This is a genomic window from Corynebacterium sp. HMSC063A05, assembly GCF_001809695.1.
GTDB classification, from domain to species: Bacteria; Actinomycetota; Actinomycetes; order Mycobacteriales; family Mycobacteriaceae; genus Corynebacterium; species Corynebacterium amycolatum.
Window position 1 is genome coordinate 217,226 of the sequence record NZ_KV798496.1, and the last position, 24,020, is coordinate 241,245.

Consider the following 24,020-nt stretch of genomic DNA (forward strand, 5'->3'; position numbering starts at 1 on the left):
TTTTCGTTCTTACTGCCCGCCACCGCGTGTGCTCCGTCGTCGAACCTTTACCACGGGCGGAAAAATATCCGCAGCTGGCGGGAAATTATCGAAAAAGCCAGGCAAAAGGCCTCGACGTTGAAACTAAACCGAGGCATCTTGCCTACATTATTTCCGCATCTCAAACCCGAGCGTCCAGGTCGAAGATAGTTAGGAAATTTTAGGTCCACAGCACCGCAAGACTATGTAGTCGCACTACTGATTTATGTGTTTTCAATGTCACGTTGCGCCATCGCGTTGTGTGAGCAACAGCGAAGGTCAACGGCATGCGGAGTACATGAAGAAGTACGTATCTAACCGCGTATTGAAAACGACCTATTGCCCAAGGATAGTCACCAAATAGTCAGGTAGCAACACTAGTTCTCACCTGCGTTTCGCTAGGTCGCGCGGCTGCGAGTCGGTACTGTAGAGCTTATGCGCAGTACGATGCCTCATATTCCTCTCAATATCGCTCAGATTGTGGAATACGGTCGCACCATTCACGGTCGGACTCCGGTGACCTCCTGGAACAGTGACGGACCCGAGACCACCACTTTTGCCGCCATCGCCGCGCGCGCAAGTGCGCTGGCACATGCACTTCGAGATGAGCTCGGTATCGACGGCGACCAACGCATCGCTACCCTGATGTACAACTGCGCAGAACACTTCGAGGTCTTCCTCGGCGTTGCCTCTATGGGCGCAGTATTCCAGCCGCTGAACAAGCAGCTCATGCCGGATCAGATTGTGCACATTATCAATCACGCCGATGACCAGGTCATTATCGCGGACCAGACCGAGATTGAACTGCTCGCCGAAGTTCTTCCGCACTGCCCGTGCGTCCGCGCTGTCATCATTATCGGTATCGGAGATCTGTCCGACGTGGCCGAGCACCTGCCAGATGGCATCCCGTGGTACTCCTACGAATCACTCATCGACGGACGCCCTAGCCGCTTCGACTGGCCTGAGCTCGACGAAAACTCCGGCGCAGCCATGTGCTACTCGACGGGTACCGAGGGCGCACCTAAAGGTGTCGTCTACAGCCACCGCTCGCTGTACTTGCACAGCCTGAATATGCGCACCACTGACTCCTTTTCAATTTCGCACGGAAACCCGTGGCTGTGCTGTGTGCCCATTTATCACGTCCTGTCCTGGGGCGTGCCGCTGGCCTCCTTCATGTGCGGGGCATCGCTGATTTTCCCCGGCGCGGACCTCTCCGCGCCACGTCTGGCAGAAATCATCGAATCCTCAATGCCACGCGTAGCTCAGGGTGTGCCGACGCTGTGGATTAACCTCATGGCGCACTACCTCAGCAATCCTCCGAAGCGCATGAGTCTGCAGGAGATTTTCTCGGGCGGGTCCCCTGTTCCACCTGCGCTGATTCGACTATGGGAAGAGCGTTACGGTGTCGACGTCATCCACTTCTGGGGCATGACCGAGACTTCGCCTATCGGTACCGTGGCACGCCCTCCGTACGGAGCCTCCGGTGAGGCCCGCGAACGCTACCGTGTCAGCCAAGGGCGTTTCCCGGACATCATGCAGTTCCGCATTGTTGATGACAACGACCGCGTGCTCGACCTGCATGACCGCAACCAGGGGGAGCTGCAGGTGCGCGGCAACACGGTCACCGGAGGCTACTACAGCTCTCCGGAGGCTCAAGCTGGAGGCACCGCTCACTTCTTCCGCGGTGCGGAGGTCGACGAGGCTAGCGAACAGTTCACCGAGGACGGCTGGCTACGCACTGGCGATGTCGGCTCGATTACTCACGACGGCTACCTGACTATTCATGACCGTGCTCGCGATGTCATTCGCTCTGGTGGCGAGTGGATCTACTCTGCCCAGCTGGAGAACTTCGTAATGGAAAGCCCACAGGTACTCGAGTGCGCGATTATCGGCATGCCAGATAAAAAGTGGGGTGAGCGCCCGCTGGCAATTACGGTGCTGATGCCGGAAGTTGAACCGAGCAAAGAGACCGCGGAAATGCTCCGCGATGAGCTGCGGCCAAAGCTGCCGAAGTGGATGCTGCCGGAATACTGGGCCTTCGTGGACTCAATCGATAAGACCTCAGTGGGCAAGTTCGACAAGAAAGACCTGCGCTCGCACTTGAGCGCAGGCCAGTACAGCATCGTGAAACTGAAAGGGCCGGGCGAAAAGTAGGTGGCAGGCTAAGCCACCGGCTCGGCAGCTGTCCGCAGTAACGGCTTAGCCGTCGACCACGACCTTAACCGGCTCGCCGATTCCCAGCTCCATGACCTTGATGCCAGCCTCGCGGGCATCGTCCAAGATCTTCTCATCCACTGCAGTAGTTCCCAGAACCATACAGGTCGGGCCAGCGCCCGAGAGGAATGCCGCGTAGCCACGGTTGCGCAGGCGGTTGACCCACTCTGCGGTCACCGGCAGCACGTCGGAGCGGTACGGCTGGTGCAGGCGATCTCGCGTTCCCTCCCACAGCAGTTCCGGGTGGGACTGCAGCGCTGCGGTCATAACCGCAGTACGGGAGACATTGAAACGAGCGTCGACATGCGAAACATCGCTCGGCAGCACCTGACGGACCGCATTCGTGGAGGCGTGAAATGCCGGTACGAGTGCAGTCGCCTGAATGGATTTATGCACCGGAATGCTCACTGCTCGGTACTGAGGTGCAGTGCGACCATCGACAGGCTTGTCAGTCCAGCTGACCACTGCTCCGCCGCGGACGGATGCGCCAGCGTTATCCGGGTGGCCCTCGAAGACCGAGGATTCCTGGATTACCTGGTCGTCGGTAAGCGGGAAGCCGGCCAGACCGTTAGCTGCAGCGACACCAGCGACGGCGGCTGCTGCGGAAGAGCCCAGGCCGCGCGACTGCGGAATGGTGTTATGGCAAATAACCTTCAGCCCCGGTGCCTCGACACCTGCGGCGCGAAGGCCCGCGCGAATCGCGCGCACTACCAGATTAGACTCGTTGCGCGGCAGGTCGACTTCGCCCTCACCGTGAATCTCAACGACGACACCCGATTCGATGACCTCGACCTCGACAATGTCGTAGAGCGCGACGGCCAACCCCAGGGTGTCGAAGCCCGGGCCCAAGTTCGCTGACGAACCTGCAACCGTGACAGTGACCTTCTGCCCCGGGAAAAGCTCCTGTGCCATTTAGATATCCATTCCTTCGATACGAATGACGTTGTTGACGGCCAGAACCGCGTCGTTGGCGCGCAATTCGTCGACCGTTGCTTCCAAATCCTTCTCCAGCGCCTTGTGAGTCACGATGACCAGGCGAGCACCGTTGGCGCCCTCTTCCTGGCGGACGGTGCGCAGGGAGATGTTGTGATCAGAGAAGGTGCGAGCGACATCGGCAAGTACTCCGACTCGATCGTCGACGTGCAGGTCGATGTGGTAGCGGGTGCGAACGTCACCGAAGTCGAGAATCGGCAGGTTAGCGTAGGTGGAATCCCCCGGTGCGCGACCACCGTGGACAATGTTGCGAGCGGCGGCAACAAGGTCACCGAGCACTGCGGAGGCTGTCGGGTTACCACCGGCGCCGTTGCCGTAGAACATCAGGCGACCAGCGGCCTCGGCCTCAATGAATACAGCGTTGAAAGACTCACGCACAGTTGCCAGCGGGTGACGACGTGGAATCAGCGCTGGGTACACGCGGGCGGAAATGGACTCCTTGCCATTCTCGTCCGTGACCCGCTCACAGGTAGCCAGCAGCTTAATGGTGCAGTCTGCGCTCTTGGCGGCTGCGATGTCATCAGCGGTGATCTCGGTAATGCCCTCGCAGTGAACGTCATCAGCAGTCACGCGGGTGTGGAATGCCAGGCTGGCCAGAATAGCTGCCTTGGAAGCGGCATCGTGGCCCTCGACGTCTGCAGTCGGGTCGGCCTCGGCATAACCCAGGCGGGTGGCCTCTGCCAGCATCTCGTCGTAGTCCGCACCGGTGGAGTCCATCGCATCAAGGATGAAGTTAGTGGTGCCGTTGACAATGCCCATGACCGTATTGACAGTGTCACCGGCCAGCGAACGGCGCAGCGGCCCGACGACCGGAATAGCTGCAGCCACAGCAGCCTCAAAGAAAAGGTCGACGCCTGAGGAATCGGCAGCCTCAGAGAGCTCCTCGCCGTGAGCTGCGACAAGTGCCTTATTGGCCGTCACGACCGACTTGCCCGCACGCAGTGCCTCCAGCACAACGCGACGTGGGTAATCAATGCCACCGATGACCTCGACTACCAGGTCAACGCCATCGCGCTGGACCAGCGAAAAAGCATCGTCGGTAAGAAGATCCTGATCCACATTCGGACGCGGCTTGGTCTTGTCGCTCACAGCAATACCAACGACCTCGACCGGGCCGCCGATGCGGCGCTCGAAGTCCTCAGCCTTCTCGTTGAGCAGGCGGTAAACCTCAGTACCGACTGTGCCAAGACCTAAAATAGCGACACCAACTTTGTGGCCCTCGCCCTTTCCAGGATTATTCGTTGCGGCAGTCATCGTGGCGTTTCACACTCCAGGCTTAGTAAGTCTTGTACGGTTTCTCGTCTTAATATTTGGGTCACTTGACCATCGCATACCGACACTACTGGTGGTCGCGTCAGCATGTTGTAGCGGCTGGCCATTGCGTAACAGTATGCCCCAGTAGCAGCCAGCGCGAACAGATCACCCTCAACAATGTCGTCCGGGTAGTTCGCGTCATTAATCAGAATGTCTCCCGATTCACAGTGCTTTCCGACGACACGGGTGGGAATCCTGGAACCTGATACTTCGCGATTAACGACGCGACCATCATAGTTCGAGCCGTAAAGCGCCGGACGAATATTGTCGCTCATTCCACCATCGACCGATACATAACGACGGGTCATGCCTTCATCGATGGTCACATCCTTCAAAGTGCCCACTTCGTACACCGTGACCATGGACGGGCCAACGATGGCACGACCCGGTTCAACAGCCACTGTCGGAGTTTCAATGCCGATACGCTGCGCAAGCTTGTCCACAGCAGTGAGGATCTCGTCGGCAAGCGGAGCAACGTCAAGGGGCTGCTCGCCTGCGGTGTATGCAATACCGAAACCGCCACCGAGGTCAAGGGTGTTGAAGTGTTTCGAGATTTCAGTGCCGTGGCGTTCGACGAGCTTTTCCACCAGCGAGAACACGCGCTCGGCCGCGAGAATGAAACCGTCGGAATCGACAATCTGGGAGCCGATGTGACAGTGCAGACCAATCAGGCGCAGATTGTCGTCCTCTTCTACGAGGTTGGCAGCTTCCAGCGCTGAACCGGACGCGAGGGAAAAGCCGAACTTCTGATCCTCGTGCGCGGTAGCGATGAACTCATGGGTGTGTGCTTCCACACCGGGCTTCACGCGGACGAGCACGTCCTGCACCACGCCTGCTTCAGCCGCCACCTGGGACAGGCGACGCAGCTCCGAACGGGAGTCAAGCACAATTTTGCCGACGCCAGCTGAGATAGCATCGCGCAGCTCTGCGGTGGACTTGTTATTGCCGTGGAAGGTCATGTCCTTGGCTGGGAAGCCCGCAGCAAGAGCGATAGCCATCTCGTTGCCCGAGGCGACATCGAGATGCAGCCCCTCCTCCATTACCCAGCGGGCAATGGTCTTCGACAGAAAAGCCTTGGACGCGTAGTGGACATTCTCCGCGCCGCGGAAGGCCTTGGCCATCGAGCGGCAGCGGGAGCGGAAGTCCTGCTCATCGACGACAAAAACCGGAGTGCCAAATTCTTTGGCAATGTCGATCAGGCTCACTCCGCCAATTTCCACTGAGCCGGGATTCTCTTCGTCATTACCCCGACGACGGGCGGTAGTTGGCCAGACATGCGCTGGTAGTTCATTAAATTGAGTGGAATCGGGCCGGGTGTAGCCACCCAGCTCGAAACCATTGCCGTCGATAGGCACGAAACAGCTCTCTTTCTCCGTTACCCGGGCGGAGCAACGGGGTGTAGTTTTACGGGCGCGTTCGACTACATGCGCTCAGGTGCGGTAACACCGAGCAGCTGCAGAGCATTGGCCAGCGTCTGGCGGGTAGCCTCAGCCAGGCCGAGACGAGCACGGTGCAGCTCGGATACCTCTTCGTCGGCCTTAGGCAGAATCTGGCAGGTGTCGTAGAAGCGGTGGAAGACACCGGCGAGCTGCTCAGCGTAACGGGCAATGCGGTGTGGTTCCCGCAGGTCAGCAGCGGACTTGATGATCGCCGGAAACTCACCGATAGTGCGGATGAGCTCACCTTCACGGTCCTCTACCAGCAGGGAGAAGTCGGCATCTTCGCTGGTCACACCAGCCTCTTCGGCACGGCGGCCGATTGAGCACAGACGAGCGTGGCCGTACTGGACGTAGTAGACCGGGTTGTCGCTGGACTGCGAAGCCCACAGCCCCAGGTCAATATCCAGGCTGGAGTCCACGGAGGAACGGATTAGCGAGTAGCGAGCAGCATCGACACCGATTGCCTCAACCAGGTCGTCCAAGGTCACTACTGTGCCCGCGCGCTTGGACATCCGGACAGCCTTGCCGTCGCGAAGCAAGTTGACCATCTGACCGATGAGCACCTCGACACCGTCTGCGTTGTAGCCGAGCGCGGCAGCGGCGGCACGCAGACGTGCGATGTAGCCGTGGTGATCGGCACCCAGCATGTAAATGCACAGGTTGTGGCCGCGGTCGAACTTGTTCTTAACGTATGCGATGTCACCCGCAATGTAGGCTGCATCGCCGTCGGACTTGATGACCACGCGGTCCTTATCGTCACCGTAATCGGTGGACTTCAACCACCACGCGCCGTCAGCTTCGTAGAGTTTGCCGTTTTCCTTCAGGGAGTTGACAGCTGCTTCCACCTGACCGGACTCGAACAGCGAGTTTTCGTGGAAGTAAACATCGAAATCGGTGCCGAACTCGTGCAGAGACTCCTTGATGTGCTCGAACATCATGTCCACACCGATGACGCGGAAGTGCTCCTGGACCTCCTCCTCAGAGCCCTCGAGTGCCTGCGGATTCTTCTCCAGCACAGCAGCAGCAATGTCCTGGATGTACTCTCCGCCGTAGCCATCCTCCGGGGTCGGCTGGTTCCGAGCGGCGGCAACCAGGGAGTCGGAGAAGCGGTCAATCTGGCGACCGTGGTCATTGAAGTAGTACTCGCGGGTGACCTTGGCGCCCGTGGCGGACAGGACACGACCAAGAGCGTCACCGACTGCTGCCCAGCGGGTACCACCCAGGTGAATCGGCCCGGTCGGATTTGCGGAGACAAACTCCAGGTTCACGTCGAGGTTGGAGTTGAAATCGGCATGACCCCACTTCTCCCCCGCTGCCAAGACGTCCTCGACGATCTTGCCCTGGGCATCGGAGGCCAGGCGGATGTTAATAAAGCCCGGGCCTGCGATGGTTGCTTCATCGATACCCTCAGAGGCGCCGAGCGCTGTGGCAATTTCAGTTGCCAAGTCACGCGGCACCATACCGACACGCTTGCCCAGCTGCATAGCGATATTGGTTGCATAGTCGCCGTGCTCAGGGTTACGCGGACGCTCGACAGTCGGGTTTTCCGGCACGATAGAGACATCGGCATCGTGGGAAGTCAAAACCTCGACGGTGACTTTTCGGACTAGTACAGCAAGATCAGCAGGATTCACGATTGCCTATCCTATTAGGTCAATCGCAGTCGTGGAAACATCAGCCACCAAAAGATTCATTTGAGGGGCATCTGCAGGTCGTGGAGTCCGACTGCAACTAGCCATTTTCACGATCCAGGCGAATTTGCGTTGAGAACAGATTTAATCCGGGCCTAGGCGTAGCATTCAGGTAGGAAATTATTGCCTTATCCTCAACCCATTTTGGAGCGACCGTGAAAGTAGCACTTTTCGCGACCTGCATCGGGGACATGATGTTTCCGGATGCAGTGAGTGCGACAGCCAGAGTTCTCACGCGGCTCGGATGTGATGTGGTCTTTCCGCCACAGCAAACCTGCTGCGGACAAATGCACGTCAACACCGGATACCAGAAGGAAATCCTTCCTCAGCTAGACACCTACGCTGATGCTTTTGCGGATTCCTCGATTGACTACGTTGTCGCCCCGTCCGGTTCCTGCGCCGGCGCCGTTCGCCACCAGCATCCGATGATCGCGGGCCGCTACGGTACCCGTGCCCAAACCCATGCGGCACAGGCCTGCGCGAACAAGACGCTGGATCTCTCCGAGTTCATCACCGATGTCGCTGGTGTGACTGACGTCGGTGCTTACTTCCCCCACTCAGTGACCTACCACTCCACCTGCCACAGCTTGCGGGTGCTCAAAGTGGGTGACCGTCCGTGGCGGCTACTCAGTGCAGTCGATGGAATCGATTTGCGCGAGCTGCCCGGCGCGGCGGAGTGCTGCGGTTTCGGCGGCACCTTCTCGGTGAAGAATGCGGAGACTTCCGCTGCAATGGTTGCCGACAAGACAGCCAATATCCGCGCTACGGAAGCGGAGTTCGTGACCGCTGGCGATGCCTCCTGCTTGCTCAATATCGGTGGTGCGCTGCGTCGCCAGGACTCTGGCGTGCATGCCATCCATATGGCCGAGATTCTGGCCTCCACCAAGGAGACCCCGTTTGAAGTGGACAACCGTCAAGAAGCTTCCCTGCGAGGTGAGCAGTAATGGTCGCAATTAACGTCGGCATACCAGCCCTTCCTCCACGCGCGCCGCACAACGTCGGGCATCTGCGCGGTACGCGCGGGTTCACGGCCGCGGCGCACGAGGAACTCAAGAACACTCGCATGCGTGAAAATGTCGGTCATGCCACGCGTTCGATTCGTAAGAAGCGCGCGCATGTCGTAGCGGAGAAGAATGACTGGGAGCAGCTGCGGCTCGCGGGCAGCCACATCAAGCGCGATGTGATGGCGCGTCTGCCAGAACTGTTGGAGCAGTTCGAAGAGTCAGTGACGAGTGCCGGCGGTCACGTCCACTGGGCGCGGGATGCCGCTGAAGCAAACCGCATCATTACGGATTTGGTGAAAGAGACCGGCGAAGAAAAGGTCGTCAAGATTAAGTCGATGGCCACGCAGGAAATCGGCTTGAACGAAGCGCTTGCCGACGCCGGCATCACCGCCCGCGAAACCGACCTGGCGGAACTCATCGTTCAGCTTGCCGACGACATGCCGAGCCACATCCTGGTTCCTGCTATCCATCGCAATCGCGAGGATATCCGCGAGATCTTCCTCAATGGAATCCCCGGAGTCGACCCGGATTTGAAAGCCAATCCGGCCGATCTGGCCGAGGCATCCCGTAAGTTCCTGCGCGAGCAGTTTATGGAGGCCAAGGTCGCGATTTCCGGTGCCAACTTCGGTGTGGCCGAAACCGGTACGGTGGCCGTCGTCGAGTCAGAGGGCAATGGCCGCATGTGTCTCACGCTGCCGGAAACACTGATTTCGGTGATGGGTATTGAGAAGCTGCTTCCCACTTTCCAGGACTTGGAAGTATTCTTGCAGCTGCTGCCACGGTCGTCGACAGGCGAGCGTATGAATCCCTACACCTCCCTGTGGACGGGAACCACGGACGGCGACGGCCCGAAGAATTTCCACATTGTGTTGCTGGACAATGGGCGCTCGGCCACCCTTGCCGATCCGATTGGGCGTGAAGCGCTGAAGTGCATTCGCTGCTCGGCATGCCTGAATATCTGCCCGGTGTACGAGCACGTGGGCGGGCACGCTTACGGTTCGGTCTACCCGGGTCCGATTGGTGCAATTTTGTCCCCGCAGCTCACCGGCATGGACTCCTACGATGATCCGAATGCCTCCCTGCCCTATGCATCCTCGCTGTGTGGAGCTTGCTTTGAGGTCTGCCCGGTGCGAATTGATATCCCCGCGGCGCTGCTGGAGCTGCGACACCGTAAGGTCACGGAGCACCGCCCGCCGGTGGAGGGCAAGCTCTTTGCCACGCTCGGGTTCATCATGGGCAATCAGAAGCTGTGGGACATGAGCGCTAAGATGACCTCCCTCGCCCGCGTACTCGGGTTGAAGAACGGCGAGATTCACACCCTGCCACTTTTCCTCAGCGGGTGGTCGGATGTGCGTGATACTCCGATTCCGCCGAAGAAGCCGTTCCGCTCACTGTGGGGTTCGGAGGATTTCTCGGCGCAGCTGTCCCGTGAATCGGCAAATCAGGTTCCGACGAAGATTAATGGACTGTCGGATGACAACAAGCAGCCCGACACGTCCGGCAAGGAGGCCTAGCGATGTCCCATTCCTCAGCATCCGCGAACATTGCCAAAAGCGAAATCCTCGAGCGTATCCGCAATGCTCAGAAGATCGCCTTCGAAGGCCGTGACTTGGCCTCTGACGCAGGCATCGTCACCGGCGAGCCCGGTACACATTTCAACATCCCCCGCGATTACGAACGCTCCTCCGACCTGACGGCCAAGGAGATCATTTCGCTTGCCGACGAACGCATCGCCGATTACAAAGCCGATGTACGCCGCTGTGGGAGCTCGGCAACTGAAATCAATGAAGCTGTGAAGAAGGCAATTGCTGATGTCGGGGCTTCATTGATTGGTATTCCCGAAGGCCTAGACCGCGAGTGGGTTGCGGGGTTGGAGTCTGGTGGGGGTAAGGCCACCACCGAGATTCGCGTCGATACAGGTTTCACCGCCGAAGAGCTGGACGAGCTCGACGCGATTGTCACCAGCTCTGCTGTTACCTGCGCCGAGACCGGCACCATTTTTCTGGACGGTTCGGCCACTTCTGGCCGCCGCGCGCTGACCTTGGTGCCGGATATTCACATCTGCGTTGTGCCGGCTTCCACGGTTGTCTACGGCATCCCGGAGGCAATTTCCCGTCTACGCGAGAGTAATCCCACCGCTCCCATCACCATGATTTCGGGGCCTTCTGCAACCTCGGACATCGAGCTTGCCCGAGTCGAAGGTGTCCATGGGCCACGCACGCTGATTGTGATTATTGCTGGCCAGTAGCACCAAGGTGAATTGTCATGGGCGACTCGAATTCCTCCGCCAGGCTGTTCCGCTGGAAGAACGGTAACTAAACGTTTCCGCTAGGTGGCCGCTAAAACAAAAATCCCTCAAGCAACCAGGAAAAACCTAATCACTTGAGGGATAGAACGTGCCCCCGAGAGGAGTCGAACCTCCGACCTTCGGTACCGGAAACCGGCGCTCTATCCACTGAGCTACGGGGGCGTGTGGCACAAGTACAACAAGTGCAACGAGAAAAGATGTTACCACTTGGCTGGGGCGATTAGCGAAATGCCCCGCGCCCCAGCCAAATCTCCACTACGCGGCTTCAGAAACCTGGTCTTCCTCAATAGGACACACCACGGGCACGCCCTCGTCATCGAGTACGCGGGCTCGAATTCCATAGACGCGGGCCAAAAGGTCCGGAGTGAGAACGTCAACAGGACTCCCCTGGGCAACCACGTGGCCGTCGTGAAGCATGACAAGCTCATCGCAGTAGCGGGCGGCGAGATTCAGATCGTGGATTGCGACGAGTGCCAAGGAGCTCCGTGAGGCGACCTCCGCACGGACGAGTTTTAGGAGTTCCACCTGGTGACGCAGGTCGAGGGCGGAGGTGGGTTCGTCGAGAAGCATGATCTCGGGATCGCGGACAAACATCTGCGCGACGGCGACGAGCTGCCGCTGACCGCCGGAGAGCTCGCCGACGAATCTGTCGGCAAGGTGTTCAATGCCAACCTTTCGGAGAGCTACCGCCGTGTGCTCAATCTCTGAGCCACGTACCCGCAGACGCCCGGCGCGCCGCCCGGAGACCAGTACCGATTCGAATGCGGTCAGCGAGGCGCTGGCCGGTAGATCCTGCGGTACGTAGCCGACGACTTCGCGCAGTTCGGAACCGATAACCCGTTCATTGTCACGGGTCAGAACAATCTCCCCGGACATGGGCTTTCGAATCCCCGCCAGCGTGGTCATCAGTGTGGACTTGCCCGCAGCGTTTGGCCCGAGCAAACCCGTCACCGTACCTGGCTTCAGCGTGCGTATTGACGCCCCGCGCAGCACCTTTCGCTTGCCATAGCCTGCAGCTACGTCATTGACATCGAGAAATACGCCCATTAGTTCCACACCGTCCTCTTACGCAGAAAAACCAAGCCGACAAAGAATGGGACACCGACGATTGCGGTAATGATGCCAATCGGCACTGCCACACCCGGCACCACCGTGATGGATACCGCATGAGCTGCCGCAAGCAGCGCCGCGCCCGCCGCCATCGATGCCGGGGCAAAGAAGCGCTGTTCTTCACCGACCAGCATGCGTGCAATGTGTGGGCCGACCAGTCCGATGAAGCCGATGATGCCGGCGAAGGCCACTGCGGTTGCTGCCAGCAGCGAGGCTACAATCAGCGTCGCAATGCGCAGCCTATCCACATTGATGCCCACGGCTTTTGCTCGGGCATCGCCAAGCCGCAACACCGTCAGCGCCCACGCATAGCGGATAGTGAACGGAATAGCGATTAGCAGCGCCGCCGCAATGATACCGTTGGCCACCCAGTTCGCGCGCTGTAGCGAGCCCATCGTCCAGAACACAATCTGCTGGAGCGCCTCGGTAGTCGCGCGGTATTGCAACAGCGCCAACAGCGCTTGGAATAGAAACACCAGACCAATGCCGAGCAGAATCATCGATTCCTTACCCGAGCCGCGCCATACCGACGCCGCCGCCACAATCGCCACAGCGACGACGGATGATACCCAGGCCACGGCCGCCAGGTTGAACTGCGCATGCGGAATAATCACCCAGCCCAGCACAATCGATGCCGCCCCACCGAACGCCGCTGCAGCCGAGATACCGAGCGTAAACGGCTCCGCCAGAGGGTTATCGAGGATTGTCTGCATCTGTGCACCGGCAAGCGACAGCGCTGCACCAATCAGCACTGCCATCACCGATGCAGGCAGACGCAGCTTCCACAGCACCGTACGAGTGGTTTCGTCCACATCATTCGGGCTCACGATGCCACGGACGACGTCCCCCACGCTCAGTGCCATCGGCCCCACAATCGTCGCCACCACAAACGCGCACACGGCCAGCCCCACCAGCACCGCAATGATGGCGATTTTCCGTGCCGAGCGTCGTCGGTACTGTCGCGCAGAGTCGTAGGTCGTGCTTGACGACGGACACTCGTGCTGTTCGGTGGCGGGCTGCGACTCTTGACCTCCACTGCCGTTGGTGGAGGTGGACTCGCGGGGTTCGTCGTCAAGCCCTGACGCGGGAGCGTGCAGATTGGTGTAAGTCATCGGATTCCTTCTTCGATGGTGGAAGATGGGTTACTTGGTCGGCTCCAGCGCGGTGAAGAAGGTGCCGCTGAGTTCGAAGGGCAGGTAGTCCTTGTGGAACTTGGCGAAGTCAGCGACCGGGTCGAGGTCAGCGAACTCCTCTGGGTGAATCCACTTGGCGAATTGCTCGAGCGCGAAGACGTTGTACGGCGAGTCGTAGAACTGGTGGAAGGCGGCGTACAGATCACCCTTCTTCGGCGCGGTCAGGGTGTCAAAACCCGGAGTCTTCAGCAGGCCTTCCAGAGTGCGCTGTGCGGTCTCTGGGGTGGCGGTGTAGCCGAGTTCGACGTGTGGCAGCACTTCCGGCTTCTTCGGATCGAGCGCCCAAGAACCACCGGTGGCGATGATCTTCTCCGGCTGGACGGACAGGACCTTCTCTGCGGTCACGTCGCCCGATTCGGTGTCGAGGAGGCTGTCTCCGAGGTTCTCACCGCCGGCTGCTGTGACAAGGTCACCGAGGTTGGACTTGTTGACGGTCGAGCAGCAATCCTTGAGGCCGGCTGCTCGCCAGACGAAGGTCTTTGGCTTGTCTTCGAGCTTGGCGGCACGTTCGGTGATCTCGTTGACGCGCTTTGTGTAGAAGTCGGTGAACTTCTTGGCATTGTCCTGCTCATCGACGATCTGGCCGAGGAGCTCGACGGACTTGGCGGTATTCTCCAGGGGCTTTTGCCGGAAGTCGGTGAATACGTACTTCAGACCTGCCTGATCGAGCTTGGTGAGGAAACCGGACTGCTCCGCGGCCTTCTTGTGGTCAAGGGTCATGACGACCACGTCTGGGTCGTGGGAGATGAGGTTTTCAACTGTGACATCGCCCTTGGCGATATTGCCGATGGTCGGCATGTCTTTCAGCTCGGGGTTCGTCTCGAAAAGCTTGGTTTCAAACGACGGCGCGCCCGAATGCAAATCGCTGCCCATGGCGACAACGTGGTCACCCGGGTTTTCGTGGTCAAGCATCGCGGTGACAAACATGGCGCGGCCTTCACCGAGCACGACTCGTTCTGGCTGCTTGTCGAAGGTCACAGTGCGACCTGCGACATCAGTGACAGTGAGTTCTCCTTTGTTGTCGGCAGCCTCGTTCGACTCTGCGTCCGCACCGCATGCTGTAGCGACGAAGCTCAGCGCTGCACACCCGATTGCGGCCAGAGTTTTGGTCTTTGGCGCGGTTTTAGCCTTGGCGAAAATATTGACTCTCATGCGTTTCAGTTTCTGCCTTGTTTATTTCTGCGTAGTTTTTGGTACTTAGGGTGCACAAAGAGAAGTGAGCACTCACCCCTTTGCTTTAGGCACGCCTTACTTTACAACTTGAAACGTAGAGAAAAAAGCGCCCTGCTAGTGATTGTTTTACTAGCAGGACTTGGAAGTCTTATTTCCTTTCGAGAACCGACTGGAAGCACCTCAGCATCACTTCGCGGTCTTCATCAGCAAGTGGTGAAATAACTTCCTGGCGAACAGTGTCTACATAATCCGGCGCCGCCTCGGCAAACACGTGCCGACCAACGCCTGTTAAGACGACGACATAATCCGAATCCGGGTCTTCGCCGTGGTCTTCGGTGTGAATAAATCCGCGCTTTTCCAACCTGTTGGTATGTAGCAGCGCGCGGGGATGGTTCCACTTCAGTCGATCACAAATCTTGTCAACATGCAGAATCCCCTCCTCTACCTCATGCAGAGCGATGAGCAGGGTAAAGTCCGCGAACGTCAGCCCGGTTCGAGTGCGTAGGCTCCGCTCGATATTGCGCTCTACCTCGCGAAAAGCAGCTACCATCGACTGCCAAAAGAGCTGTTCATCATCACTCAGCCATTCAAATGAGTTCATACTGCTCTAGGCTAATGGTGAGAGCCTCGTAGCGGAGACAAATGAGAAAACACTCACAAAAACTTTTGGCTACTCTGCTTGTCCGTCGACTGAATCGGTGACCGTCGCATTGGCGGTCTCTGCAATCTTATCGAGCACAGCGGAAATCCCCTGATAGTCGATATTTTCACCGAGCACATCAAACAAAACATGGCGCACAAGCTTCACATGGTTCGGCGCCGCTTTCTCAATCACAGTTCGACCGTGTTCAGTAAGCGTGACATCGATACCACGGTTATCGCAGGCGCAGCGTTCCTTAGTTACTAGCCCGCGTCGCTCCATACGAGTAATTTGGTGTGACATTCGGCTGCGGTCCCACTCCAGGGATTCACACAGGGTGCGCATGCGCACTACATTGTCTTCAGCCTCGGAGAGAACAACCAGAACCGAAAAATCTGCAGTGGAAATATCGAGAGAATCTTGCAGCTGAAGGTCGATTGACCTGTCAACGGCCCGTTTAGCGTTCAGAATTGAGCGCCATAACCGCTGCTCTTCATCACTTAACCACGGAACATCTTGCATATGTACAGAGCCTACTATCTTGAAACCAAATCCTGAATTTTCATAAACTCCGCTCCTGTCACACGATCAAAGCGGGCTTCATCGCACGTCAGGACTAATACCTGCATATCGCGCCCCGCTTTGGCAAGAGCATTATTCATCCGCCGCAAACGGTGTTCGTCTGAATAACCTAATGCATCATCAATAATCACCGGAGCGCCTTGCCCGCCCTCCATGACACCGGCAACGGCCAAGCGCAGCAGAATGTCCAGCTGCTCCTGCGCTCCACCAGATAGCTCATCGACATCGAACTTGCCATCGGCATTGGACCGTGACTCAATCTGCAAGTCCTCATTCATCGTGAACTGAGTTCCCGCACCGAACACACCGCCACCGTACTCTTCGAGCTTGCGCAGCAAGGGGTCAGCCAGCGCATTCCGCGATGCCACGCGTGCCTGTGTCATTACCTCCATGAGAGTCTTGGCGGCAGCTGCACGTCGACGCATTGAATTCCGATCTCGCTGTGTTCGCTCCACTACTCCCTCAGCTGCTGCCAGTTTCTCATTCGCGCTGTCGAAATAGTCCAAGTGCACCCGAATCTCTTGCCGACGCTTTTCCAGCTCAGCCAGGCGATTCTCAACTGCATCCCGTCGCTGCTTAGCGCCCGCGAGCGATGCTTCCACGTCGTCGGCATCCCGCTGCGCCAGCTTCTTCTGAGCCGCAGCCAGTTGCTCTTCTGCCGCCTCATAGTCCTTGCCTCGGTTTTCCACCGCAGCAAAGATCTCGGCGTCCGAGGCTTTTTCTCGCGTCGCCGTGAGCGAATCTTCGCGGACCTTCAGAACGGACCGAGCCCCTTCAAGCTCGCTGCTGGCCTTCGTATAGTTGGCGTGTGCAGGACGCTTCTCCAGCTTCGATAAGCGCATATCAGCACTGTCGCGCTCCGACTCGGCATCCCTACGCCCCACTGCAGCTTCTTCCAGCCGGGACTTTGCCGATACCAAGTCAATCTCCGTCGGCGCATCCTCGCCCGCAAGTTCCTGATACCGCTCGCCGTGTACTCGTGCTTCTTCCTTCGCATCATCCAACTCTGCTGTGAGCTGGTGATACTCCACACCGTCGGACACCGCAGTTATGGATGTCTCCACCTGGAATTTTGCTTTTTCCGCTTCCCGACGTCGTGTGTATGCCTTTTGTGCTTCCGCGACGGAATCAGCGCCTGCAACCTCAAGCTGTTCTTTGAGCGATGTCTCTGCTTTTTCTAGCTTGCGCTGCTGCGAATCTGAGCCGTCTCCGGGCTGTATAGCAACCGTGACGTCGCCGACTTCGATGGCCAATGGCTTAGTAACCGCGCGTTGAACTGTCTCAGCCTCCGGAGCTAGCCCCACTTTCTCGCCGTCGACCGTGACCTCCTGCGCACTACTAGCCGAGAGCTGCACACTCGGGCTCGATGCCTCCAGCACAGCGGCGGCTGTTGCAACTTCGCGTTCGCAGGTCAACAGTTTTTCCATTACCTCTTCGGTAACGGAATTCCGAGTAATTATCTCCTTGTGCTCTGCCAATTGCGCGCGGAGCGCATCGAGTTTCTTCACTCGCTTCGACAGAGCTTCAACCAAACCGCGCTTCTCTCCCAATGCAACTTCAGCTGCGGCCAGTTCTTCTGCCTTTCGAGCTTCGCGGTACGTGTTTACAACCGCATCGCGATCTTCCTGCGCCTTCTTTAAAGCTGCGACCTCCTTATCGAACGCTTCCTTAAATTCAGCAACTTTCTTCTCTGCGGCAGAATGCTGATCCTTGGCTTCTTGTGCCTGCTGAATGAAAGCTTCGCGCTCTTGCTGAGCCTGTTTAGCTAAGTCCAGCTGCTGCTTCGCCGCTGCAGAGACCTCCTGTGCCTGGGAGACGGCAACCCTGAACTTTTCGAGTTCTTCTAGTGCCTGGCCCCAGTGCTCGACTTCGTTTTGGGCTTCTGGCAACGATGCCCGCTGCGTTTGCTGGCTTTCTTCATTACGAGCAGCTTCCTCATTGAGCGCTTCGAATTCCCGGACCTTTTTCGCCGCTTCGTCGCGCACCTGCTGGGCTTCCGCCAGCTCCTTGTCTACGTCGGTAAGCTGCTTGCGCTCTTTGCCATTTTTTTGGAAATAGTTGCCGTATTCGGCTTCAACGGCTTCAAAAAGGCCTACCTCTTCTGCGGTTTCCGCGCGCTGCCCCGATGCCGACTGCAATGCGCTAGTGACTTGTACATAACCGCCCAAGGAGAGGGTCTTTTGTGCTTGCCCCTGTTCAGCAACGAAAACCTGCCACAGGTTCTTGGTATCTGCATTGTGCATTCGGGCGGCCAGCCACTCCTCCGCCTGGTCATCTTTGAGAACCTCGGCTGTCGGAGAGTGGACGGTGACGATTGTGCCGGTGTCCTTGGTGCCACCAAAGATCTTGTCCAGCGTAAATTCGTAGCCGTCAAGCTCCAGCCGGAGCTTAACCTGCGGCTTTTCCTGGCTGGAGTGACTGTTCAGACTAAGCGCTTCGCTTGACCTGGACTTCCATTTTGTCGTCAGTGCAACGTGAATAGCTTTGGCGATTGTCGTCTTACCCGACTCATTTTCACCGGAAATCACTACCACGCCGCGCTCGGCGAGCCCTGTGATTGAGAGTGAATCAATCGCACGTACATTGTGTAATTCGATGTCGTGAAAACGCATGATTTATTCCTTCTCTCCGGCTAGGCGGGCCAGCAAGCGAAGCGCATCAGCTGCTGCGGTGGTTTCAGATTCTGATAGGGGGCTACCGCTCTCGGTTCGCCCTTTACTCAAGACCGTTAGTTTTTCTGCAGCTATGAGCGGATAACCGGTGAGATTGAGATTAGAGATATCTCCTTCGGACGGAACCACCGTTAAATCGGAGCCACTTTCCCGGCGATAAAGTGCAGCGAAAAGCTGTTGGTACTGCTCAAGTCGGTTTTCAAAGGTAGTCGACTCTGACAGTGTCACGGTTCCTCGCAATGAATACTTCACCGCTGTGTCTGTCTTCGCCTCGATACCGTCCAGTTCAGCAAAGAACTCATCGAGGTCTTCCGCGCCAGTGATATCCATGTCGATGGCATGAAAAGCCCACTGCCCCACTCGGTGGGAGGCCACGGTAACTGAGCCCTTTTCGGGGTCGTCCTCTGCGATGTCGACGACTAGCGCATTGCCGGAATCCCGTTCTTTGTCGTCATACGCTGTGGTTTCGTGCGCGCCGGAGAAATAAACTCTGCCAGCATGGTCAAGTTGGCTCGTGGAGTGGGAATCCCCCAGCGCCACATAGTGCAACGCCCCACGGTCAATAGCCTGTTCCAAGCTGGTCAAATCAATGGTGGCTCCCGCATCAGCACCAAAGCCTTCTACTTGGCCGTGTGCGACCATCACTCGGATTCCATCGGCCGGCTCAAGCTCCGTGGCTATTTCCGCCACGATGTCGTCTGCCGAATACTTGCCGTGTACTGGCACACCGATGAGTTCCGCCCCGTCACGGATGGAAATGGGCTCGCTGTCGCGAATTACGTAAACTCCTCGGTCTTCCAAAGATTCGAAAGCGCTACGTCGATAAATGGAAGAAGCATCAAGCGCATCATGGTTGCCGGGCAGGAGATACACCGGCACGGGTAGCTTGGCGATTCGCTCAAGAGCCCGCAAGAACACCTTGTCCGGCAACGTATTGGAATCGAACACGTCTCCAGCGACGACGATGAACTCAGCGCCTTCGCTAGTCGCCAACTCACCGATGCGGTCGATGGCGTTGAGGCGACTCTCGTGGAACCTAGCTTGGGCTTCACCGCCATCGAGCTCTAGGAACCACCGAGTCATTCCCAGTTGCCAATCTGAGGTGTGAATGAATTTCATGACTAGCGCTCCTTTTGTTCCAGGCTCAGCGATTCCTGCAGATGTTGCCAACAATCTTCCAAATCGGCGACTGCACGAATGGTCTCTCTCGAAACTACGCAGGTTGGCTGCAATGCTTCATGCAGCAAACTACGGTCGGTAACTGTTAGCGGGTCAATAACCTCGAGCGAAGGAACACTGACTCGTTCCAAATCATTGCCCCAGTAGTCGGCTTCGACCGCGAAAAGCTCGGCAACCTTTTTCTGCTCGTTGTCACCGCCATCATTTCCACCAGCGTCACCCGACTTCTGGGTGGTTTTATTGGGATCTTCCCGAACCTCGCCGCCAAGCCCGAGGCGCTTTGGCGCAGTCCGGTTTCGCAGCTGTGTTAGTTCCTGAAGCCGGCGTTGCAATTCGCGCTGCGGATAATCGCGCAGCTGCATTAGCGACAGCGGATCACGGTCGATATCAGCGACAAGTTGAGCGGCGACTGCAACGGTGTGCTTACACACAGGTGCTGGGTCCGGGCAGGTGCATTCGCTATAAATGTGCTCTTCACCATCGCACAACAGCATTTCCATCTGCTCATACGGCAACTCGCCGTGCTCAAACTCCGTAAAAGCCGACGGATTGTTCACCAACCACCGCAGTACGTCGTCAGTTTGTTTCTGCTCCCGCCGTGGGAACCGAATAAAGACTGAGAATGGTTCCGGCTGGCTGCCCTGCACTTCCCCGATGATGTAACCATCCGCGATTCGAAGCCCGAGCACATTGCCGTCGAACCTGTACTTCTCGCCTCTGTGAATACGACCCGAATCGGCACCACGGATGATGAACTCCCACACCCACCGGGCAAAAGTAGTACGTGGCTCGACCGCCACACGCGCTGAGGTTCCACGTCGCTGCTGCCCGGTAAATGCACCAGCCCAGTCCTGGGTGGCCAGGAGCTTTTCAATCGTCGAGCTGGTTGCTGGTGCGCTTCGCGCCGTAGTCCTTTTACGACCGCGCTTTCCAGAGGGGCCCTTGCCAAACTCGGCAAAGATGACATTGTCGCCCCATGTCACGTCTCCGTCACCGGCCATTAGTACCACCTCTTCTGGACTCTAAACGGTGTCACATTGTTGGGAATCGAATCGTCATCCGAGGTTGCGGAATCCAATGCCGTGGCCTCCGGGTTCACCCCATCGGTCACCGTCCCACCGGACTTTGACTCCGCTGCGTCCATCGATTCACGCAGTGACTGAATCTTGTCCTTGTCCAATTGCCACAGTGACCGCAAACGGTGAAAGTCCATCTCCGTCAGCTTGGTTTCACCAGCGCGCACAACTGCATCCGCCAATTCTGCTTTTTCAAAAATCAGCTCGTCGATGCGTTCTTCAAGCGTTCCAACACTGACCAGCTTGTGCACATGGACGTCTTTACGCTGACCGATGCGGTAGGAACGGTCCGTGGCCTGGTTTTCAACCGCTGGATTCCACCACCTGTCAATGTGAATGACGTGGTTGGCGGCAACCAGGTTGATGCCGACACCTGCCGCGAGAGTCGACAGCAAAATGATTGGCGGACCGTCCGGGGCATTAAACTCTGCCACTACTTTCTCGCGCTGTGCCGGAGTCATTGCCCCTTGAATAAACGGAATGTCCACGCCCAAGCGCTTGCTGAAATGAGGGGCAAGCATCTTGCCAAACTCCACGAACTGCGTGAACACAAGCGCGCGTTCACCGTTTTGCACAATCTCATCGACGAGCTCTTCCAACCGTGCGACCTTGCCCGAGCGATGCTGCCCATGATTAAGCAGCCCCGAGCCGTCGTGCTGGTAGTGCGCTGGGTGGTTGCAAATCTGCTTCAACTTCATGATGCCGCCGAGAATGATGCTCTTTCGCCCGAAGCTGCCAGAACGATTCCGCTTCGAGCGCTTAAGTTTGTCCTCGATATCCTTCACGGCCTCCTGATACAAGAAAGCCTGCTCCGTCGTGAGAGGCACCATCTCCACCTGCTCATTCTTCTTGGGCAGGTCCGGCGCGATAGCTGGATCCGACTTGAGTCGGCGCAGGATAAAAGGTGCTGTAATCGACTGCAATTGCAGTAGCATTTCCGCATTCCCATCACGCTCGATGGGAATCGCAAACTTGTTGCGAAATGCATTCGCCGAGCCCAGCATGCCTGGATTACAGAAATCCATGATGGTGCGCAGTTCGCCCAAGTCATTTTCCACCGGAGTACCAGTCATGGCGATGTTGTGTCGCGAGCCCAGGCTCCGCAGCGCTCTGGATACCTGTGCGTTGGGGTTCTTAATTGCCTGTGCTTCGTCAGCAATCACATGATCCCACTGCACTTGGGCGAGTTCGTTCACATCGCGGGTAGCAACACCATAGGTCGTCACAACAACATCGTGTTTTCCGATAAATTCTTGTAGTTCTCCACCATGAGGGCGGTTTGAACCATGCAGCAGCCCAACCTTAAGCTCTGGAGTGAACTTAGCCGCTTCTGCTGCCCAATTGCGCAACACACCTGTCGGAACCACCAGAAGCGAAGTCCTGTGCTCTTGAGCCGTAGCATCTGCTTTCCGACGGCAGCGCTCATACTCCAACAGCGCCAGAATTTGCACAGTCTTACCGAGCCCCATGTCATCAGCGAGAATGACACCAAAGCCGCGGTTGGACATATCCGTCAGCCACTCCACACCGCGCTGTTGATACTCCCGCAGCTCACCGACAAAACTCGGTGGCACCTCGACGGACTCTGCGAGGACCGTGGAACCGTCTGAGTACTTCGACACCAACGCCTTGAGCCAAGAGGGATCCCTGGGGGCGACTGGCACTGCTGCTGGAGCTTGCGACTCTAAGCCACCGTCGAAGACCAGCTCTTTCAGGGTGGCTTGCCCCTTACCGGTTTCCTCCCCGGCCTTGGTCTGCTCCACCAAAAACTTCAGGGCTTCCCTAGCTACCTCTGGGTTCGCGTGCACCCAATGGTCTCGCAGATGCACTAGCCCCGTACTCGATGCAGCGAGCTCACGCATTTCCGCTTCCGTCAGTACGGCATCCCCCACGGCCAGCTTCCACTCGTAATCAACCAGTTGGTCAAATCCGAGTTTCGGTTCCGAACGGCGCCCAGCAGGCCCCGTCGGATCTAACTGGATGACTTCAGTGTGCAACTGCAGGGTGGTCTCCACTGACTTCCAGTTCGGCGGCAGCATCACATCGATATCAACCTTTGCCAGCTGCGAGATGCCATCAGTCATAAGCTCTATCAGCTGCTCTGAGGTCAGCAGCAGATCCAAGCCCGGGTGGCCCGCTGCCTTCGCATATTTGAGCGTTGGGAATGCCTCCTGTGCAGCCAATAGCTGCGGGCGAAGCAGCGACAGCACGGACCGGCGACACATTTCTGGATTCAGGTGCTCCGGAGCTGCGACGCCGATGCGGTAGTACATCCGCAATGGCCATAGAGTCTCATGTTCCACCGCAGCTGAACGAGGATTGAAGCGAGTTACTGAGCCCCCTTCTTCATCCGCTCGATCCTGCAACTCCAACAGCTGCGGAAGATCCACATCCGGCAAGTCTTCCAGCTGGCCTTCAAAACCAACAGGTTCCTGCACCATTAGCTGCAGACGAACATCCTCACCATCGGCCGACAGTCTCCACTTTGCCAGTGACTGCGCCACCCCCGGCGTCGCACGCCCCAGGGACTGAGACTGCAACAACGACCGCACGAAACTCTGACGCTGTTCTGCCGGTTCATCCAAATCGGCCAGGAGCGCGTTGGTGACCCAATGAAACATCCGATTGATGAAGTCCTCAGCCACCGTGGCACCTCCGTTATCAATCAACACCGGTGGTGTACGGGAAATGACCTGACTCTGCCAAGCAATCTCACTCAGCCCCTCCGACATCCGCCACGTCGGCCACCACTCATTGTCTTCCCATGTCAGCGCCACCAATGCCCGCCCAGAGCGTGCGAAAGCATCCAATCCCTGTACAACATCCACAAAGAACCGAAGATCCGGTGCCATCGCCGCCGAGGCAACTTCCTCCTGCAATTGCACCAGTGCTGTCACCGCAGCCCATGGCGGGAACACCCATGTGGGTACCGCTTTCTCTACTGCCCGCCCCTTCGGTGTGCGCAGCTTTAGCGTCAGTTGCGCTCGACTCCCCTGGTCCAGCACTGCAAAAAGCCGACGCTGATGCGCCGGGACTTCCAGCAAATCCACGTCCGCAATAATCCGGTGCCCCTCTGGCCGCTCCACCCATAGGTGAAGACCCGAATCATCTTTCCAGACCGCGTGCAGCAGCAACGGCACCGCTGACTTAGCAACTTGATCCATTACTTCCTCCCCACTGCTTGCTCAGTCATCGCCTGCTCAGTCATCACCGTCTAATCACCCGGCGACTTCGCCACCAGATATTTGTTCAATGAAGATTCTGCCACGCACCCCGGATCAGCTTTTCCACCACACCACAACATTAGCACGCTTGTTCGAATTATGTATCTTGCAAAAACTACTCCCCTTCTGCCCAAATACCCCTTTTCCCAGGTAATTTGTCGCACTTAACCGATTTTTAAAAGCTTTTTCA

17 protein-coding genes and 1 tRNA gene are annotated in these 24,020 nt (G+C 57.7%); 4 read left to right on the plus strand and 14 right to left on the minus strand.

What is annotated here, in order from left to right:
- Window positions 1-453: 453 nt before the first annotated feature.
- The gene (locus HMPREF2651_RS02715; protein WP_038628455.1) at window positions 454-2,172 is read left to right on the plus strand and encodes a long-chain fatty-acid--CoA ligase; all 1,719 of its coding nucleotides are present in this window, start codon (window positions 454-456) and stop codon (window positions 2,170-2,172) included.
- A 45-nt stretch (window positions 2,173-2,217) separates the two neighbouring features.
- Here the strand turns inward: HMPREF2651_RS02715 and thrB are convergent, their stop codons facing one another.
- The 4 genes from thrB to argS all read right to left on the minus strand — a co-directional run bounded on the left by thrB (window position 2,218) and on the right by argS (window position 7,561).
- A complete protein-coding gene (gene thrB, locus HMPREF2651_RS02720; RefSeq protein WP_049180807.1) occupies window positions 2,218-3,144 on the minus strand; it encodes a homoserine kinase in 927 nt (308 codons plus the stop codon).
- Window positions 3,145-4,479, minus strand: a complete 1,335-nt coding sequence (locus tag HMPREF2651_RS02725; protein WP_038628451.1) for a homoserine dehydrogenase — start codon at window positions 4,477-4,479, stop codon at window positions 3,145-3,147. It abuts the gene before it with no gap.
- A complete protein-coding gene (gene lysA, locus HMPREF2651_RS02730; protein ID WP_049180808.1) occupies window positions 4,476-5,894 on the minus strand; it encodes a diaminopimelate decarboxylase in 1,419 nt (472 codons plus the stop codon). Before lysA ends, HMPREF2651_RS02725 begins: the two co-directional genes overlap by 4 nt.
- Before the next feature lie 65 nt (window positions 5,895-5,959).
- Window positions 5,960-7,561, minus strand: coding sequence for an arginine--tRNA ligase (argS, locus tag HMPREF2651_RS02735; RefSeq protein WP_222867213.1), 1,602 nt, complete (start codon window positions 7,559-7,561; stop codon window positions 5,960-5,962).
- Window positions 7,562-7,824: 263 nt separating this feature from the next.
- On the opposite strand from argS, the gene HMPREF2651_RS02740 reads away from it, so the two are divergent.
- Genes HMPREF2651_RS02740 through HMPREF2651_RS02750 form a run of 3 tightly spaced genes read left to right on the plus strand, consistent with a single transcriptional unit; the run spans window position 7,825 to window position 10,921 of the window.
- Window positions 7,825-8,613 carry a (Fe-S)-binding protein gene (locus HMPREF2651_RS02740; protein ID WP_049180809.1) on the plus strand — a complete coding sequence of 263 codons (789 nt, stop codon included), beginning with the start codon at window positions 7,825-7,827 and terminating at the stop codon, window positions 8,611-8,613.
- A complete protein-coding gene (locus tag HMPREF2651_RS02745; protein WP_070560037.1) occupies window positions 8,613-10,187 on the plus strand; it encodes a LutB/LldF family L-lactate oxidation iron-sulfur protein in 1,575 nt (524 codons plus the stop codon). The genes HMPREF2651_RS02740 and HMPREF2651_RS02745 overlap by 1 nt, the downstream gene beginning before the upstream one ends.
- Before the next feature lie 2 nt (window positions 10,188-10,189).
- Complete coding sequence (locus tag HMPREF2651_RS02750; protein WP_049180811.1) at window positions 10,190-10,921, plus strand: LutC/YkgG family protein; 732 nt, start codon at window positions 10,190-10,192, stop codon at window positions 10,919-10,921.
- Between the two features lie 149 nt (window positions 10,922-11,070).
- Here the strand turns inward: HMPREF2651_RS02750 and HMPREF2651_RS02755 are convergent.
- The 10 genes from HMPREF2651_RS02755 to HMPREF2651_RS02800 all read right to left on the minus strand — a co-directional run bounded on the left by HMPREF2651_RS02755 (window position 11,071) and on the right by HMPREF2651_RS02800 (window position 23,770).
- A tRNA-Arg gene (locus HMPREF2651_RS02755) sits at window positions 11,071-11,143 on the minus strand.
- 93 nt (window positions 11,144-11,236) lie between these two features.
- Window positions 11,237-12,028, minus strand: coding sequence for an ABC transporter ATP-binding protein (locus tag HMPREF2651_RS02760; protein ID WP_038628441.1), 792 nt, complete (start codon window positions 12,026-12,028; stop codon window positions 11,237-11,239).
- Window positions 12,028-13,203: a FecCD family ABC transporter permease gene (locus tag HMPREF2651_RS02765; protein ID WP_038628438.1), complete on the minus strand. Its 1,176-nt coding sequence runs from the start codon at window positions 13,201-13,203 to the stop codon at window positions 12,028-12,030. The genes HMPREF2651_RS02760 and HMPREF2651_RS02765 overlap by 1 nt, the downstream gene beginning before the upstream one ends.
- Before the next feature lie 30 nt (window positions 13,204-13,233).
- Window positions 13,234-14,436, minus strand: a complete 1,203-nt coding sequence (locus HMPREF2651_RS02770) for an ABC transporter substrate-binding protein (RefSeq protein ID WP_038628435.1) — start codon at window positions 14,434-14,436, stop codon at window positions 13,234-13,236.
- A 169-nt stretch (window positions 14,437-14,605) separates the two neighbouring features.
- Window positions 14,606-15,058 (minus strand): MarR family winged helix-turn-helix transcriptional regulator, encoded by a 453-nt coding sequence (locus HMPREF2651_RS02775; protein WP_038628433.1) that lies wholly within the window; start codon window positions 15,056-15,058, stop codon window positions 14,606-14,608.
- A gap of 69 nt (window positions 15,059-15,127) precedes the next feature.
- Complete coding sequence (locus HMPREF2651_RS02780) at window positions 15,128-15,619, minus strand: MarR family winged helix-turn-helix transcriptional regulator (RefSeq protein WP_038628431.1); 492 nt, start codon at window positions 15,617-15,619, stop codon at window positions 15,128-15,130.
- Between the two features lie 14 nt (window positions 15,620-15,633).
- Window positions 15,634-18,291, minus strand: a complete 2,658-nt coding sequence (locus HMPREF2651_RS02785; protein ID WP_049180812.1) for an ATP-binding protein — start codon at window positions 18,289-18,291, stop codon at window positions 15,634-15,636.
- Window positions 18,292-18,294: 3 nt separating this feature from the next.
- Window positions 18,295-19,470: a metallophosphoesterase family protein gene (locus tag HMPREF2651_RS02790; protein WP_049180813.1), complete on the minus strand. Its 1,176-nt coding sequence runs from the start codon at window positions 19,468-19,470 to the stop codon at window positions 18,295-18,297.
- A gap of 2 nt (window positions 19,471-19,472) precedes the next feature.
- Window positions 19,473-20,531, minus strand: a complete 1,059-nt coding sequence (locus HMPREF2651_RS02795) for a hypothetical protein (protein WP_038628422.1) — start codon at window positions 20,529-20,531, stop codon at window positions 19,473-19,475.
- Window positions 20,531-23,770, minus strand: a complete 3,240-nt coding sequence (locus HMPREF2651_RS02800; protein ID WP_038628419.1) for a DEAD/DEAH box helicase — start codon at window positions 23,768-23,770, stop codon at window positions 20,531-20,533. Before HMPREF2651_RS02800 ends, HMPREF2651_RS02795 begins: the two co-directional genes overlap by 1 nt.
- Window positions 23,771-24,020 lie beyond the last annotated feature (250 nt).

Bases quoted from the DNA above. Each gene is read 5' to 3' on its own strand.
- HMPREF2651_RS02715 (WP_038628455.1), top strand. From the start codon at position 454: ATGCGCAGTACGATGCCTCATATTCCTCTCAATATCGCTCAGATTGTG.
- thrB (WP_049180807.1), bottom strand. From the start codon at position 3,144: ATGGCACAGGAGCTTTTCCCGGGGCAGAAGGTCACTGTCACGGTTGCA.
- HMPREF2651_RS02725 (WP_038628451.1), bottom strand. From the start codon at position 4,479: ATGACTGCCGCAACGAATAATCCTGGAAAGGGCGAGGGCCACAAAGTT.
- HMPREF2651_RS02745 (WP_070560037.1), top strand. From the start codon at position 8,613: ATGGTCGCAATTAACGTCGGCATACCAGCCCTTCCTCCACGCGCGCCG.
- HMPREF2651_RS02750 (WP_049180811.1), top strand. From the start codon at position 10,190: ATGTCCCATTCCTCAGCATCCGCGAACATTGCCAAAAGCGAAATCCTC.
- HMPREF2651_RS02760 (WP_038628441.1), bottom strand. From the start codon at position 12,028: ATGGGCGTATTTCTCGATGTCAATGACGTAGCTGCAGGCTATGGCAAG.
- HMPREF2651_RS02765 (WP_038628438.1), bottom strand. From the start codon at position 13,203: ATGACTTACACCAATCTGCACGCTCCCGCGTCAGGGCTTGACGACGAA.
- HMPREF2651_RS02770 (WP_038628435.1), bottom strand. From the start codon at position 14,436: ATGAGAGTCAATATTTTCGCCAAGGCTAAAACCGCGCCAAAGACCAAA.
- HMPREF2651_RS02775 (WP_038628433.1), bottom strand. From the start codon at position 15,058: ATGAACTCATTTGAATGGCTGAGTGATGATGAACAGCTCTTTTGGCAG.
- HMPREF2651_RS02780 (WP_038628431.1), bottom strand. From the start codon at position 15,619: ATGCAAGATGTTCCGTGGTTAAGTGATGAAGAGCAGCGGTTATGGCGC.
- HMPREF2651_RS02785 (WP_049180812.1), bottom strand. From the start codon at position 18,291: ATGCGTTTTCACGACATCGAATTACACAATGTACGTGCGATTGATTCA.
- HMPREF2651_RS02790 (WP_049180813.1), bottom strand. From the start codon at position 19,470: ATGAAATTCATTCACACCTCAGATTGGCAACTGGGAATGACTCGGTGG.
- HMPREF2651_RS02795 (WP_038628422.1), bottom strand. From the start codon at position 20,531: ATGGCCGGTGACGGAGACGTGACATGGGGCGACAATGTCATCTTTGCC.
- HMPREF2651_RS02800 (WP_038628419.1), bottom strand. From the start codon at position 23,770: ATGGATCAAGTTGCTAAGTCAGCGGTGCCGTTGCTGCTGCACGCGGTC.